Raw genomic sequence first — 13,868 nt, forward strand, 5'->3', positions numbered from 1 at the left:
CATTTTAATCTCTTTAATCACATTTTAATTCCGTTCCAAAGATCTTCTAATTTGGTCGTTCTAGTTTTGTATCATCAAAAAAGATAAACACAATACAAAATAATAAGAACATGACTAAAACAATTTTAATTGCAACAGATTACTCTCTTGAGTCATTGAATATATTGAAAAAAGTACTTAAAGAGAAAGATGCCGCTGAAGATCAGAACCAATATAATATCCTCCTGACTTCCGGGTATGATTCCGGAGATTCTATCAGAGACCTTTTGTTCAGCACCAAAACATCTGTTTTCAATAAAATCAGACCTACAGAATTCTGCGATGCCTTTGGAATTATCAGTAATAAATATCCTCATCTGGTTAATAAAATCATCTGTGATGTCTTTACAGGAAGCTTCCAAAGAACATTCAATCAATATGTAAAGGCGGAAAATATTGAGGAAGCTTACTATTCTCCATCTATCAAAAGCAAAGGAAAAGGCAAATTCGATCTGATTCCTTATATCAAAAAATGCAAAGAGCTGAAGTCTTATGAGATTACTGTTGAAGTAAGAGAAAAACTTCCGGAAAGAGGAAGATTGGCAGAGATCTTTGTAGAGGTCTAACAATTAAACACAATTTAAAAAACGATTAAAAATGTTAAGAAATTATAGTAACAGCAGGACACTGGGAGACAATATCAGGTTGGGGACGCTGACTGCCTTTACGGCAGGTACTATAAATATCGCATCCCTATTGATATTCCTCTCTTTTACATCGAATGTAACGGGACACTACGCTATTTTGGCTGCAGAGATCAGTAAAGGAAACTGGACGCAGGTAGGAGTTGTGGGAGGATGGATCTTTTTGTTCTTCTTCGGAAGCTTTTTGTCCAACTTTATTGTCATCAATTTTAATAAGAAAAGTAAATATTTTGCCCATTCTATGCCCATTGTGCTGGAAATTATATGTTTGCTTTTTGTAGGAGTATACGGGCAGTTTTATTATCAGAAAACGTTAGAAGAAACAGAATACTTAGTAGCATTAATGCTTTTCGCGACCGGACTTCAAAACGGGTTAACGGCAAGTATCTCCAATTTCTCTGTAAAAACGACCCACCTTACGGGAACAACGACCGACCTGGGAATTCTGGTATCGATGTTTACCCAGAAAAAATACAGGAGAAACGGAGAGTTGATTGGCAGAGCAAAACTATTGATGAGTATCATGCTTGCCTATGTGATGGGAGCTGTATTCTCAGGGTTGACTTACTATTATCTGGAATTCAGAGTCTTCTATGTCATCAGTATATGTCTTCTGATTGTTATCGGTTACGATGCTTATAAAATTCATATCCGTCACTTCAACACGAAGTACAGATACAACAGGATTTACAGAAAGCCTAATATTTTTGCTTACCTGTATGAGAAAATCCATGGTATTCCAAAAAGAGAGAAGAAAAGAAAGCTTGTCTTTGAGGATTAAAATAGAAAACACACTATTAATTTTTTGTATAAACTAGCTGTAAATGCCCTTATTTTATTATGAAATAAGGGTGTTTTTCTGAAAAATCAACTTCTGGGCCAGTATTTCTGTTATTTTTAATCATATTTTGATGACTGTTAAAATGAAAGTTTCAGGATGAGACGGATCAACTTGCTAACGTCCTTCATTACAAACATTAAAAAAATCGGTTGGGGATAAATAGGTAAAAATGTTGATAATTAAATATTAAATCACGATTTTAGTATTTTAATTCCCGTTTCCATTAACTATTTTTGTAAGTTGATTTACGTTTTTATGTCAGATATTATTCAGCTTTTACCGGATCATGTAGCCAACCAAATTGCAGCAGGAGAGGTGGTGCAGCGGCCTGCATCCATCGTGAAAGAACTTTTGGAAAATGCTATTGATGCCGATGCAACGAAAATTGAATTGATCATCAGAGATGCCGGAAAAAACCTTATTCAGGTGGTGGACGACGGAAAAGGAATGTCTGAAACAGATGCCCGCATGGCTTTTGAAAGACATGCTACCTCCAAAATCAAAGGAACAGAAGATATCTTTAAGATTGCCACAAAAGGCTTCCGCGGTGAAGCACTGGCTTCTATCGCAGCGGTTTCCCAGGTTGAACTGAGAACGAAACAGAAAGATACTTCCATCGGGACTAATATCTATATTGAAGGAGGTGTTTTCCAGTTTCAGGACCCGGTTCAGACAGCAGACGGATCAAACTTTTTGGTAAAAAACCTTTTCTATAACGTTCCTGCAAGAAGGAAGTTTTTGAAAAATAATAATATTGAATTCAGACACGTAATTGATGAATTTCAGCGCGTTGCACTCGCTCATGAGAACCTTGAGTTTTCACTGTTCCATGATGATGAAGCTGTTTTCAGACTGAGAAAAGGAAGTCAGATGCAGCGTATTGTGGATGTTTTCGGAAGAAAATTACAGCCGCTTTTAATTCCCATTAAAGAAGATATTATCTGGTGTAAACTTCATGGTTTTGTTGCCAAGCCTGAAGGCGCTAAGAAAGCAAGAGGGGAGCAGTTCCTTTTTGTTAACGGAAGGTATTTCAGAAGTCCATACTTCAATAAAGCAGTACAGGAAGCCTTTGAAGGACTTCTTCAACCTGGATATGTTCCTTCGTTTTTCCTGTTCCTGGAGCTTGATCCGGAGAAAATAGATGTCAACATCCATCCACAGAAAACAGAAGTGAAATTTGAAGACGAGCATCTTATTTTTGCTCTGCTTCGTTCAACGATTAAAAGATCTTTAGGAATTTATAATGTTTCTCCAAGTCTTGATTTCGACAGAGATCCGGAACTGGATGAAATGATGAATAAACCGATTCCGAGCAAAGGAAATGGAGGAGGATCCGGCGGAGGTGTTTTCAAAATGCCGGAAATTATTGTAGACAAAGATTATAATCCGTTTCTGGAAGAAAAAAATGTAGTACATCCGGAGGAAATTCAGAACCTAACGGAAATGTATCATCAGAATATTACAGCAGAACCTTCAAAAATCAATTTATTTGAAGATGAAGATTTTGATGAAGATCTGATGAGACTTCCCAATGGATACTGGCTTTTCAACAAAGGAGATGTCACTTTGATGCTGGATTTGGGAAGAATGCACAGACTGTTGGTTTCTGAAGGGAATAAATCCACCAGAAAATCAAATACAAATAGTCATGCTCTTCTTTTCTCTCTGGAGTATCATATGAATGAAATCGAAAAGGCAAAATACAATTCGATCAAAAAATATCTGCCGGAATTAGGGTTTGACATGAAAATTGCTCATGAAAGTGTACTTCGAATAGATTCTCTTCCGGAAGGGCTGAAAGAAACCCAGGCCATGAAGTTCCTGGAAAACCTTTTTGAGATCCTGGACTACAAGACGGAAGAAGAGTTTTTGCAGTATTACCATAACCAATGGAATAAAATGCAGTCGAAGTCAAGATTTGACTTTATTTATAAAAAAGATGCGGAACAACTGATTAAAGACTTTACAGCATTAGGCTTCCCGGAATTTTTACCGGACGGCAAACGATGTTTTTATGAAGTTCCGTTTAACGACTTTAAAAACAAATTTTAAAAAATTATGTTTAACAATATACCGCCCATTACAAGGAATATCATTATCATCAATGTTATAGTATTTATTGTTACTTACTTCATGGGAAACCAGATGATAGGTTATCTTGCGGGCTTTTATCCGTTTTCTCCCTTTTTCCATTCATGGCAGGTTATTACCCATATGTTTATGCATGGAAGTATTATGCATATTTTATTTAATATGATGACGCTCTTTAGTTTTGGTCCTATTCTGGAGCAGACATTAGGAGACAAAAAGTATTTGATTTTATATTTTGCAAGTGGTTTGGGAGCATTTTTCCTTTTTAATGCCTGGAATTTTGTGGAAGTTCAACAACTTTCACGTGAATTAGAACAGCTTGGATTTAATGTAAATGCTTATTTGTCAGGGGCAAGTGTTGAATTTGCAGGAAATACGGGTGCTGTTCTTAAACAGAAAGAATTACTGGAAAGTTTAAAAGCGATTGTTGCTACTCCAATGGTGGGAGCTTCCGGAGCTATTTTCGGTGTAGTAGCCGCTTTTGCCACATTATATCCCGATGCTAAAATCGGAATTATGTTTATTCCTGTTCCGATTAAAGTAAAATATCTTTTACCCATCATTGTGGTGGTTTCTGTATATCTTGGTGTTTCAGGAAACGGAGGAGGCATTGCTCACCTTGCCCACGTTGGCGGAGCTTTGGTTGGATGGCTTTTGGCAAGAATTTGGAAGAAACATTTGTACAGATTCAACTAAAATAATTTTGTGAAGATTTTCCGACTTATAGTATTGATTGTCCACCTGGGAATTTTATTTCTGCTGTTGGGTACTTTATTGAATGCTTATGTTCCGCCAAAGATTTTTCCTTGGTTTAATCTGCTTTCCTTAGGCTTTCCTGTGCTTATTATAGTCTATGTGATTCTAACAATTTTCTGGGTATTCAGCTGGAAAAAAAGGGCATTTGTGTTTATGTTTGCAGGGTTAGCATTTATAAATCCTGTAAAACGTTGGGTTAACTATTCTGATAAGAAAGGAGGTTCCGAAATAAAAGTGGTTTCTTTCAATACAAGAGCTGGAAGAGTAGGAAACGAAGAGCTCGAACCCTACCTGAAGTCTCAGAATGCAGATGTTCTTCTTTTACAGGAGGATGCGGGTATTAAATATCAATTGGAAGGCTATCAAATAGCAAATCCCGGAGGAGGCTTAACAATTCTGACCAGGCACAAAATCCTGAAACAGCAGATTATAGAGCCCCAAGATGGAGAATTAAGAATTCCTGGTTTGCTGGCTGATATAGAAATTAAAGGAAAAACCTACAGGTTCATTGATGTCTATCTCAATCCTTTTCGCTTTCAAAAAGATATGGTGAGACTTAATGGAAATACAGATAACGATGAGCAAAAAATAAAAGATGTTGTTAAAAGACTGATTCCTACCTTTAAAAAACACCAGGACCAGGTAGCGCTTATTCGTGAAGCCATTGACAATTCTCCTTATCCTGTAATTCTGGCTGGAGATTTTAATTCTGTACCCAATTCTTACGAATATTATCATTTATCAGATGGTCTTGAAGATGCATTTGTGGAGGCAGGAAGAGGGAGTGCAACCAGTTTTCACGATTATAAATTTCCCATTAGAATAGATTATATTTTCTCTTCTAAAGCTTTAAAGGCAATATCTTATAAAGTTGACCGTTCTGTAAGTATTTCAGATCATTATCCTGTCACAGTTAAGTTTTCTACGGAAGGCAAATAATCATAAAAATAGTTAAAATTATCTGCTTGGTAGGATTTTTGTTGAAAGAAAACCGTACCAAGACCGTTTTTTCATGAAGTCGAACCAGATATTACTATTTATACATATCGTTGTTGCTGTATTGCTGTTATGCACATTGGGGAATGCATGGATTCCACCGAACATTTTAGGCAACCTGAATCTTCTGTCTCTTGGTTTTCCTTATCTGATCCTGTCACACGTAATTTTAACGCTGATCTGGATTTTCAAAAAAGAAAAAATTGCAATTGCTTTTGTCTTAGGTACATTTATTTTCTATAATCCAATCAGACGATGGATCAACTTTTCTCCCAAAACAGAAAACTTAAAAACAATACGGGATATTAAAGTATTGACTTTTAATGTAAAATACGGAGAATATGGCTGGGATAAAGTAAAGGACTACATTAAAGCACAAGATGCTGATATTATTCTGGTACAGGAAAAAGATACGAACCGCGTTATACAACGTGATCTTATAAAATATCCGTCAGTTATTCTTAAAACGAAGCATAAAATTGTAAGACAAGCGGAACTTATTGATGAGAAAGCCCGTGGGAATTCATTCTACGCAGATATAGACATTAATGGAAAAGTAATCAGAATTATTAATGTGTATCTGGAACCCTTCAGGCTTCATAAATCGATGTTTACGAAACTTGATAAATTAGGTTTGGGAAATGTTTCGACATTGCTTTCTCATATGACACCGACCTTTCAGGCTCATGAAGATCAGGTAAAAAGAATCAGAAAAATGATCGATTTATCTCCTTACCCTGTAATTCTGGCAGGAGATTTTAATTCTGTTCCCAATTCATATGAGTATTATAATCTTGGAAAAGATCTTCAGGATGCCTTTCTGGTAGCAGGAAAGGGCAGTGCAAGCAGTTTTCATGATTATAAAGTGCCTTTAAGGATTGATTATATCTTCACTTCAAAATCAATCATCCCTTTAAGCTATAAAGTAGACCAGTCTGTGAAATTATCGGATCATTATCCTGTAATTGCAGAATTTCTGCTAAATTAGTTCCATGAAAAATTTACTGGCTGCAACTTTTATTTTTACCATTCTTTTTATGGCTTGTTCCAAGAAAGAATCTCCTGGTTTTGGGGCTGAACAGGAAGTGAGAGTACGTTATGATACAACGGCTGTCGACTCCTTTTCTACAGGTGCTGTTTCAGTGGATATCGCTCGTAAAATTAGAATGTCTTCTCCTCAGTATCTTGATTCTGTAAAACAGGCTAAAAAGCTGCAGGAGGAAGAAAGCAAGATTAAAGCAGAGCTTGAAAAGGAAAGTAAAGCAAAACAGGAAGAGGAAAAGAGAAAAGCAGAAGCTGAAAAGAAACTGAAGGCAACAGAAAAGCCGGCAACACCGGAAACCAAAACAGAATAAATCCAAATTCCATTAAAAAATAAACAATATGAAAAAACAAATTTTAGCTGCACTGGTGATCTCAGTATTCACTGTAGCATGTACAAAATCAACCACCAAAACAGAACAGGTAGAAAATCCTGACGGGTCTACTACCACTACCACAACTACCACTACCGAAACACCGAACGTTGTGGATACTGCAAAAATCAACAATGCAAAAGAAGACGTTAAGGCTAAAGTAGATGAAGCCGGCAATAAGATTGATGCCGCTGCTCAGAAGGCAAAAGATAAAATTGATGCCACTGCAGATAAGACAAAACAAGATCTTAACAAAGCAGGACAGGATATTAAAACTGAAGCCAACAAAGTAGGGCAGGATGCAAAAGAAGCCGCGAAAAAAGGAGCTTCTAAAGTAGAAGAAGCTGCGAAAAAAGTAAAAGAAGATTTAAGCAAATAAATAAGAAAAGCCGTAGTTCTATAGAATTGCGGCTTTTTTATTTATTATCTGTGAATAGATTTTTTAACGCAAAGTTTCTATTTTGATACCGTAATCATTCGAGGGAGCAAAGCTTGAATCAATAGATTGGTTCTAAGGAAGCGTACGCATAGCCATTACGCTTCATAAGCGGCGAAGCTGCCATATTCTTAGCCTCCTTAAATAAAACTTCGAATTACTAATTCTTTGCGTTTAAAAAAGCTTTATTTATTCATTTCCAGCAATGGATCAATATATTCTCTGTCATTGCTTAACCTTGGTACTTTATTTTGTCCGCCTAGCTTTCCTTTAGCTTCCAGCCAGTGATAGAACAGATTTTCTTTGGCAATATGTACAATTGGTCTTTTAAGAGTCATATTATTGTATCTTTTCGCCTCATAGTCCGAATTGATGGTCTTTAAATGGGTATCAAAAGCATCAATAAAGTGATCAAGATTATCGGGATACTGACTGAATTCAAAGATCCATTCGTGGGCGCCGCCTTCATTTCCCTTCATAAATACAGGAGCTCCTGTAAAATCCGTGATGTGTGCACCAGTGGCTTCACAAGCTTTTGAGAGCGCAGATTCAACATTGGTGATCATGAGTTCTTCCCCAAAAGCATTGATATAATGCTTTGTTCTTCCGGTTATTTTTATTCTGAAAGGATTGATCGAAGTAAAGACAACGGTATCGCCAATCAGGTATCTCCAAAGGCCTCCATTGGTGGTGATCACCATTGCGTAGTTTTTCCCTACTTCCACATCTTCCAGACTGACGACTTTAGGATTTGAAAAATGGAACTGATCCATAGGGATAAACTCATAAAATATTCCATAATCCAGCATCAGCAGCATCTCATCACTGTCTGATCTGTCCTGAATACCGAAGAAGCCTTCAGAAGCATTGTAAATTTCGTAGTAATTGATGTTTTTTCCGATGATCTGTCTGAATTGCTCCCTGTAGGGCTTAAAGCTGATTCCACCATGAAAAAACACCTCTAAATTAGGCCACAGCTCAGAAATACTTTCTACATGAGTTTCCTTTAACACCCTTTGAAGAAGAACCATCATCCAGCTTGGTACTCCAAGGATACTTCCTACATCTTCGTTTTTTACTTCGGAGGTGATTGCTTTCAGCTTACTTTCCCATTCTCCCATCAAAGAAACTTTCTTACTCGGAGTGGTGGTAATTTCTACCCAAAAAGGAAGGTTATCTATTAAAATAGCAGATAAATCGCCAAATTTTGTATTAAAATCAGCATAAAGCTCAGAACTGCCGCCTAGGCGTAGATTTTTATAATTAAAAAGCTGGTTTTCGGGATGGTTGTTGGCATAAATGGAAACCATATCTTTTCCGGCTTTCATATGGCAGTATTCAAGGCTTTCGGCAGAGATCGGAATGAATTTGCTTTTAGCATTCGTGGTACCCGATGATTTGGCAAAATGTTTAATAAGGCCCGGCCAGCTTACATCTTTGTATCCCTGTCTTGCTTTTTCAATAAAAGGTTCCATTTCTTCATAGGTAACAATAGGAACTTTGTTTTTAAAATCCTGATAACTCGAAATAGAATTGAATCCGTATAGTTTGCCATATTCTGTGTCCTCCGCATGAAACAGCTGAGAAAAGAGTATACCTTTCTGGGTTTCAATAGGATGGTCCATAAAATTCTGTATCTGGTCAATCCTTTGACGGATAAACCAGTTGACTACGGTATTGAAAAGTGCTTTGGTTGCCATTTCAACAAATATAATGATATTTGAATTTTCAGAAAATTTTTTACGTGAATAAATAAAAAAACCGTTACAAAATTTGTAACGGTTTTATATTTATCTGATTGCTTCTTAGCAATATTCGTCGTATGCGGCCTGAAGGTTGGCTGCGATAGCTCCTGCAGGGTTTCCTTCGATGTGGTGTCTTTCCAGCATGTGAACCAATTCACCATCTTTGAAAAGTGCTACACATGGAGAACTTGGAGGGAATGGAGCAAGGTGTTTTCTTGCTTCTACCACTGCCTCAGTATCAAATCCTGCAAATACAGTTGTTAAATGATCTGGTTTTTTATCTCCTGTCAAAGAGTATACTACTCCTGGTCTTGCAGCACCTGCAGCACAACCACATACAGAGTTGATGACCAATAATGTAGTTCCGGACTGCTTCAAAGCATCTTCTACCTGAGTAGGAGTTGTTAAATCCTGGAAACCTTTATCTGTAAGCTCTGCCTTCATTGGCATTACTAAATCTGTTGGATACATATATTTTGTTTTTTATCCCTACAAAGTTAAGCAATTCTTTGCGTTTGTTCAATATATAAAAACTATCAATTGATTAGTCATATAAAATTAACCAAGTATTAATATTGTAATAATATTCTAAAAAAAGTGAATTAACACTAGGAATAATGAAATATTATTATTAAATTTGAAATGATTCTGAAAAACAAACGACCGTGAAAAAAACATTTGAAGCTTTCCCTCAAGCAATCAATCACTTAAATACTCTCTGAAATATGGTAGTAGCTTAATTCTTTTTCAGTTTAGAATCAAACTGATTAACAAACTTTAATATCCAAAGAAAGTGAAGCCCGGAACTGAACAGTTCCGGGCTTCTAATCAAATCGATATGCAAAGGTTGTATATCCTATAGTTATGGAGTGAGAAGCGTTTTTAAACTTTGAAATAAATATAAGTTTAAACGCATATCACCGTTAAGAAAGGAGCTTTTTAGCCATCTCGGAAATACTTTTTCCGTCTGATTTTCCGGCTAATGCTTTTGATGCCACTCCCATTACCTTCCCTAAATCTTTAACAGATTCAGCTCCGGTTTCAGAAATAATATTTTTAATTTCTGTTTCTAATTCTTCAGCAGAAAGCTGTTTAGGTAAAAACTGCTCAATAACTTTCATTTGAGCGTCTTCTACTTCTGCAAGATCATTTCTTCCCTGTGCAGTAAACTGGTCGTAAGAATCCTTACGTTGTTTTACCATTCTCTGCAGAATAGCAATTTCCTGTTCTGCCGTTACTTCAGCTCCGATGGCTTCCGTTTTAAGCAGTAATATCTGAGATTTTACAGCACGCAGAGAATCCAAAGCCACTTTGTCTTTGGCTCTCATTGCTGTTTTTATAGCTTCGTTTATGGTATTTTCTAAACTCATGTTTATATGCTTTTGGCTTCTGGCAGTTGGCTAATAGCTTTAATAGGGCCCGAGAGCCATTTGCTAATAGCCAATTGCCAATAGCATTTAATCTACGTCTTTATTTAAAAATCTGTTTTCTCTGATCTGCATGGATCCATTGTTATCAGACAGGTAAGTGTTGATATTCTGGTCTGATGCATTGTTTCCGTCGATCGAAATATTTTTTCTTTTAAAAGCAGGAATAGACTCGAATTCACTTGTGCTGTCAAAATTCTGGTAGCGGGAGTTGAATTCTTTTAATTTATTTCTTCTTTCAATTACTCTGTCCTGATCAATCGTTTTATTCACGAAAGTGAATTCTGATTCTTCGGTTTTCGGAGTTTCAATTTCTGTTCTGTTTTCAAAAGTTGATCTTGTTTCAGCCTTTGGCTCTTCCTGCTTCTGGTAGAACGTTTCAATCTTTTGAGCAGGTTCGGCTACCGCAGCATTGGTAGGCGTGTTAAATTCTGCTTTTGGCTGTCCGAAATCCGTATTAGGCTCGTTTCTGATCGGCTCGTTTACAAAGAAACTGAATTCAACAGGTTTTTCATTAGAAAACGAATTGTTGAATGGAGTTCCGGATTGCGGCTCCTCTTTTTTATTTTCAAAATCAAATGAGAAAGACTGGATTTCAAGATCGTTAGGATCATCATGTTCTTCATCAATAGCTAATAAGCTATATTCTTCTTCTCCTTCTTCTTCATTTCTCCAGCTTTGTTCCGGAGTATTTACCGTATCTTCCTCTTTATCAAAGAATTTTATTTCAGTTCTTGGCTGTTCTTCTTCAATAATCATTTTTTTTTCAACAGACGTCACATTGAACGAAGTTTCGTGGTCTTCGTCATCTAGTCTGAAAAGGTTTTTTCCTCCAAAATCATGGGTTACTTCCGGCGCCGATTCTCTTTCTTCTCTTGTTTTGAAAGGAGAGTTTTTAGGAGCTTCAAAACTGTCGTTAAGACTGATTCTGATTTTCTCAGTAGGCCCTGCAAACTTCTTATTATCATTAGAGAATCCTGTTGCAATCACAAGAACGCTTACTGCATCTCCCAATTCTTCATCTGCACCCACCCCGAAAATGATATCCGCAGTATTTCCTGCTTCTTTCTGGATGTGGTCCATGATGATACCAATCTCATCCATGGTAACTTCTTCAGCACCACTTCTGATCAATAATAATACGTTTTTAGCACCAGTAATCTTGTTATCATTCAATAACGGGGAATCAAGGGCTTTTCTTACGGCTTCTTCAGCTTTATTTTCACCTGAAGCCGTTCCTGTAGACATCAATGCTGTACCGGAATTCTGAAGTACAGATTTAGCATCTCTAAAGTCAATGTTTACATCAAAGTAACCTGTAATAACTTCTGCCATCCCTTTTGCAGCATTGGTTAACACTTCATCGGCTTTTGAGAATCCCTGCTTGAATCCAAGGTTTCCGAATTGCTGTCTTAGTTTATCATTGTTGATCACAATAAGCGAGTCAACATTATTTCTTAATTTATCCAGACCGTTTTCTGCCTGTTCCAACCTTCTTTTCCCTTCAAAGCTGAAAGGAACGGTAACAATACCTACAGTAAGAATTCCCATGTCTTTTGCTACTTTAGCAATGACAGGAGCGGCTCCGGTACCTGTACCACCGCCCATTCCGGCAGTGATGAATACCATCTTGGTATTTTGGCCCATGGCAGCCTTGATATCTTCAATACTTTCGATGGCTGATTTCTCACCAACTTCAGGGTCGGCACCAGCTCCAAGACCTTCTGTGATAGAAGTTCCCAACTGAACTTTATTGGCTACCGGGTTATTATCTAAAGTCTGAGCATCTGTATTACAAATCACGAAATCAACTCCGTGGATTCCTTTCTCGTACATGTGCTTCAGAGCGTTGTTTCCACCGCCCCCTACACCGATTACTTTTATGATGGATGAATTTCCTTTTGGCAAATCAAATGAAAATCCTTGTGTACCTATATTTTCCATAACTATACTTTTAATAATTGATAAGTGATAGATGATAATTGATGAATGATATTCGTCTTTAATTTAATAAATATTAATCTATTTCAGGTATCATTGATCATTAATCTTTTATCATTTATATTTATTTACTCTACTTCTTCAAAGAATTTTTTTACTTTTTCCATAAGCGACTGCCCGAAGGTCAACTTCGCCTTTCTGTTCTCCTGTCTTTCATTCTCAAAAGACTGCTGTTCCTGAACAGGTGCTGCCTGCTGAACGGGTTGAACAGTTTCTGTCTGTGCTGCAGTGACTTCCGGTTTTGGCTGCTCTGCAACAACTTCTCCAACTTCGTCAATAGTCTGCTTTTTATCCCTGATTTTCAAACTTTCCATCAGTAACCCGATAGAAGTAGCAAATTCAGGGCCTTTCAGATATTGATTTTTATCGTTGGCGATATATTCATTCGCAAAACCGATTCTGCTGTCAAAACCTGTCGTATAATTCGCCAGCTGACGAAGGTGTTTCAGGTTTGAACCACCACCCGTAAGAACGATTCCTGCAATCAGTTTTTTCTTTTGTTCAAAAGCACCATAAGCCTTCAGTTCTGTATTCACCATTTCCAAAACTTCTTCTACTCTTGCATTGATGATCTGCGCTAAAGTTTTTAAAGAAATCTCTTTGTCCGGTCTTCCGTGAAGCCCGGGAATGGTTACAAAAGTACTGTCTTTTTCTAATTCGGGAACAGCCGAACCAAACTTTACTTTCAGTTGTTCTGCATGTTTCTCTATGATGGAACAACCTTCTTTGATATCTTCGGTAATAATTCCGCCTCCGTATGGAATCACACAGGTATGACGGATGATATTGTCTTTAAAGATCGCAATATCTGTTGTACCACCACCAATGTCAACAATGGCTACACCGGCTTCTTTTTCTTCTTTTGTAAGGACAGCTTCTGAAGATGCCAATGGTTCTAAAGTAAGGGCTTCCATTTCTAATCCGGCTTCACGAACACATCTTGCAATATTTCTGATGCTGCCCATTTGCCCTACTACAACGTGGAAGTTGGCTTCTAAACGTTTTCCGTGCATTCCGACAGGTTCCTGAATTTCCCCCTCGGAATCCACTTTATATTCTTGAGGAAGTACGTGGATAATTTCTTCTCCAGGAAGCATAACCAGCTTTTTTACCTGATCTTTTAATGCTTCGATGTCATCGTCTGTAATAAATTTATCAGGATGTTCACGCATAATATAATCGGAGTGCTGCAGAGAACGGATGTGTTTTCCTGCAATACCTACCGTAACTTTGCGGATAGGAACACCGGCACTGGATTGTGCTTCGGATACTGCAGCCTTGATTGAATTAATAGTTTGTGAAATATTATTCACAATACCTTTATGAACACCAAGACTTTTAGCTTTTCCTACACCGAGAACTTCTATTTTCCCGTGTGCATTCCTTCTTCCGACAATCGCGACTATCTTCGTTGTCCCGATGTCCAGACCTACTGAATACTCTTGATTTTCCATTTTATATCGATTTGATTTTTTTC

The 13,868-nt window shown here is 37.2% G+C and carries 13 protein-coding genes; 8 read left to right on the top strand and 5 right to left on the bottom strand.

From position 1 onward, the window contains the following. Nucleotides 1-110 precede the first annotated feature (110 nt). The 8 genes from RAH34_RS10055 to RAH34_RS10090 all read left to right on the top strand — a co-directional run bounded on the left by RAH34_RS10055 (nt 111) and on the right by RAH34_RS10090 (nt 7,161). Nucleotides 111-605 carry a hypothetical protein gene (locus RAH34_RS10055; protein ID WP_034693930.1) on the top strand — a complete coding sequence of 165 codons (495 nt, stop codon included), beginning with the start codon at nt 111-113 and terminating at the stop codon, nt 603-605. A 31-nt stretch (nt 606-636) separates the two neighbouring features. Then, nucleotides 637-1,464, top strand: coding sequence for a YoaK family protein (locus RAH34_RS10060; protein WP_062672662.1), 828 nt, complete (start codon nt 637-639; stop codon nt 1,462-1,464). Between the two features lie 315 nt (nt 1,465-1,779). Further along, a complete protein-coding gene (gene mutL / locus RAH34_RS10065) occupies nt 1,780-3,576 on the top strand; it encodes a DNA mismatch repair endonuclease MutL (protein ID WP_306596033.1) in 1,797 nt (598 codons plus the stop codon). Nucleotides 3,577-3,582: 6 nt separating this feature from the next. Next, on the top strand, nt 3,583-4,311 hold the full coding sequence (locus RAH34_RS10070; protein WP_114819557.1) for a rhomboid family intramembrane serine protease: 729 nt from the start codon (nt 3,583-3,585) through the stop codon (nt 4,309-4,311). Between the two features lie 9 nt (nt 4,312-4,320). After that, nucleotides 4,321-5,310, top strand: coding sequence for an endonuclease/exonuclease/phosphatase family protein (locus RAH34_RS10075; protein ID WP_306596034.1), 990 nt, complete (start codon nt 4,321-4,323; stop codon nt 5,308-5,310). Nucleotides 5,311-5,383: 73 nt separating this feature from the next. Then, nucleotides 5,384-6,355 (top strand): endonuclease/exonuclease/phosphatase family protein, encoded by a 972-nt coding sequence (locus tag RAH34_RS10080; protein ID WP_185144310.1) that lies wholly within the window; start codon nt 5,384-5,386, stop codon nt 6,353-6,355. A 4-nt stretch (nt 6,356-6,359) separates the two neighbouring features. Then, on the top strand, nt 6,360-6,722 hold the full coding sequence (locus RAH34_RS10085; protein WP_114819555.1) for a hypothetical protein: 363 nt from the start codon (nt 6,360-6,362) through the stop codon (nt 6,720-6,722). A 28-nt stretch (nt 6,723-6,750) separates the two neighbouring features. Next, nucleotides 6,751-7,161: a hypothetical protein gene (locus tag RAH34_RS10090; protein WP_114819554.1), complete on the top strand. Its 411-nt coding sequence runs from the start codon at nt 6,751-6,753 to the stop codon at nt 7,159-7,161. 242 nt (nt 7,162-7,403) lie between these two features. Here the strand turns inward: RAH34_RS10090 and RAH34_RS10095 are convergent, their stop codons facing one another. The 5 genes from RAH34_RS10095 to ftsA form a co-directional block, all read right to left on the bottom strand. Next, the gene (locus RAH34_RS10095) at nt 7,404-8,918 is read right to left on the bottom strand and encodes a GH3 auxin-responsive promoter family protein (protein WP_306596035.1); all 1,515 of its coding nucleotides are present in this window, start codon (nt 8,916-8,918) and stop codon (nt 7,404-7,406) included. A 105-nt stretch (nt 8,919-9,023) separates the two neighbouring features. Then, nucleotides 9,024-9,434, bottom strand: a complete 411-nt coding sequence (locus tag RAH34_RS10100) for a BrxA/BrxB family bacilliredoxin (protein ID WP_079243608.1) — start codon at nt 9,432-9,434, stop codon at nt 9,024-9,026. Between the two features lie 452 nt (nt 9,435-9,886). Then, nucleotides 9,887-10,333: a GatB/YqeY domain-containing protein gene (locus RAH34_RS10105; RefSeq protein WP_062672649.1), complete on the bottom strand. Its 447-nt coding sequence runs from the start codon at nt 10,331-10,333 to the stop codon at nt 9,887-9,889. An 87-nt stretch (nt 10,334-10,420) separates the two neighbouring features. Next, nucleotides 10,421-12,334, bottom strand: a complete 1,914-nt coding sequence (gene ftsZ / locus RAH34_RS10110; RefSeq protein ID WP_114819552.1) for a cell division protein FtsZ — start codon at nt 12,332-12,334, stop codon at nt 10,421-10,423. 125 nt (nt 12,335-12,459) lie between these two features. Continuing rightward, a complete protein-coding gene (gene ftsA / locus RAH34_RS10115; protein ID WP_306596036.1) occupies nt 12,460-13,845 on the bottom strand; it encodes a cell division protein FtsA in 1,386 nt (461 codons plus the stop codon). Between the last annotated feature and the right edge of the window lie 23 nt (nt 13,846-13,868).

Origin of the sequence: Chryseobacterium sp. WLY505, assembly GCF_030846215.1 — a bacterium.
GTDB lineage: Bacteria > Bacteroidota > Bacteroidia > Flavobacteriales > Weeksellaceae > Chryseobacterium.

What these genes read in the sequence shown, in the direction of transcription:
- RAH34_RS10095 (WP_306596035.1), bottom strand. Translation starts at nt 8,918, where the DNA reads ATGGCAACCAAAGCACTTTTCAATACCGTAGTCAACTGGTTTATCCGT.
- RAH34_RS10085 (WP_114819555.1), top strand. Translation starts at nt 6,360, where the DNA reads ATGAAAAATTTACTGGCTGCAACTTTTATTTTTACCATTCTTTTTATG.
- RAH34_RS10080 (WP_185144310.1), top strand. Translation starts at nt 5,384, where the DNA reads ATGAAGTCGAACCAGATATTACTATTTATACATATCGTTGTTGCTGTA.
- RAH34_RS10100 (WP_079243608.1), bottom strand. Translation starts at nt 9,434, where the DNA reads ATGTATCCAACAGATTTAGTAATGCCAATGAAGGCAGAGCTTACAGAT.
- RAH34_RS10090 (WP_114819554.1), top strand. Translation starts at nt 6,751, where the DNA reads ATGAAAAAACAAATTTTAGCTGCACTGGTGATCTCAGTATTCACTGTA.
- ftsA (WP_306596036.1), bottom strand. Translation starts at nt 13,845, where the DNA reads ATGGAAAATCAAGAGTATTCAGTAGGTCTGGACATCGGGACAACGAAG.
- RAH34_RS10060 (WP_062672662.1), top strand. Translation starts at nt 637, where the DNA reads ATGTTAAGAAATTATAGTAACAGCAGGACACTGGGAGACAATATCAGG.
- RAH34_RS10055 (WP_034693930.1), top strand. Translation starts at nt 111, where the DNA reads ATGACTAAAACAATTTTAATTGCAACAGATTACTCTCTTGAGTCATTG.
- mutL (WP_306596033.1), top strand. Translation starts at nt 1,780, where the DNA reads ATGTCAGATATTATTCAGCTTTTACCGGATCATGTAGCCAACCAAATT.
- RAH34_RS10105 (WP_062672649.1), bottom strand. Translation starts at nt 10,333, where the DNA reads ATGAGTTTAGAAAATACCATAAACGAAGCTATAAAAACAGCAATGAGA.
- RAH34_RS10070 (WP_114819557.1), top strand. Translation starts at nt 3,583, where the DNA reads ATGTTTAACAATATACCGCCCATTACAAGGAATATCATTATCATCAAT.
- ftsZ (WP_114819552.1), bottom strand. Translation starts at nt 12,334, where the DNA reads ATGGAAAATATAGGTACACAAGGATTTTCATTTGATTTGCCAAAAGGA.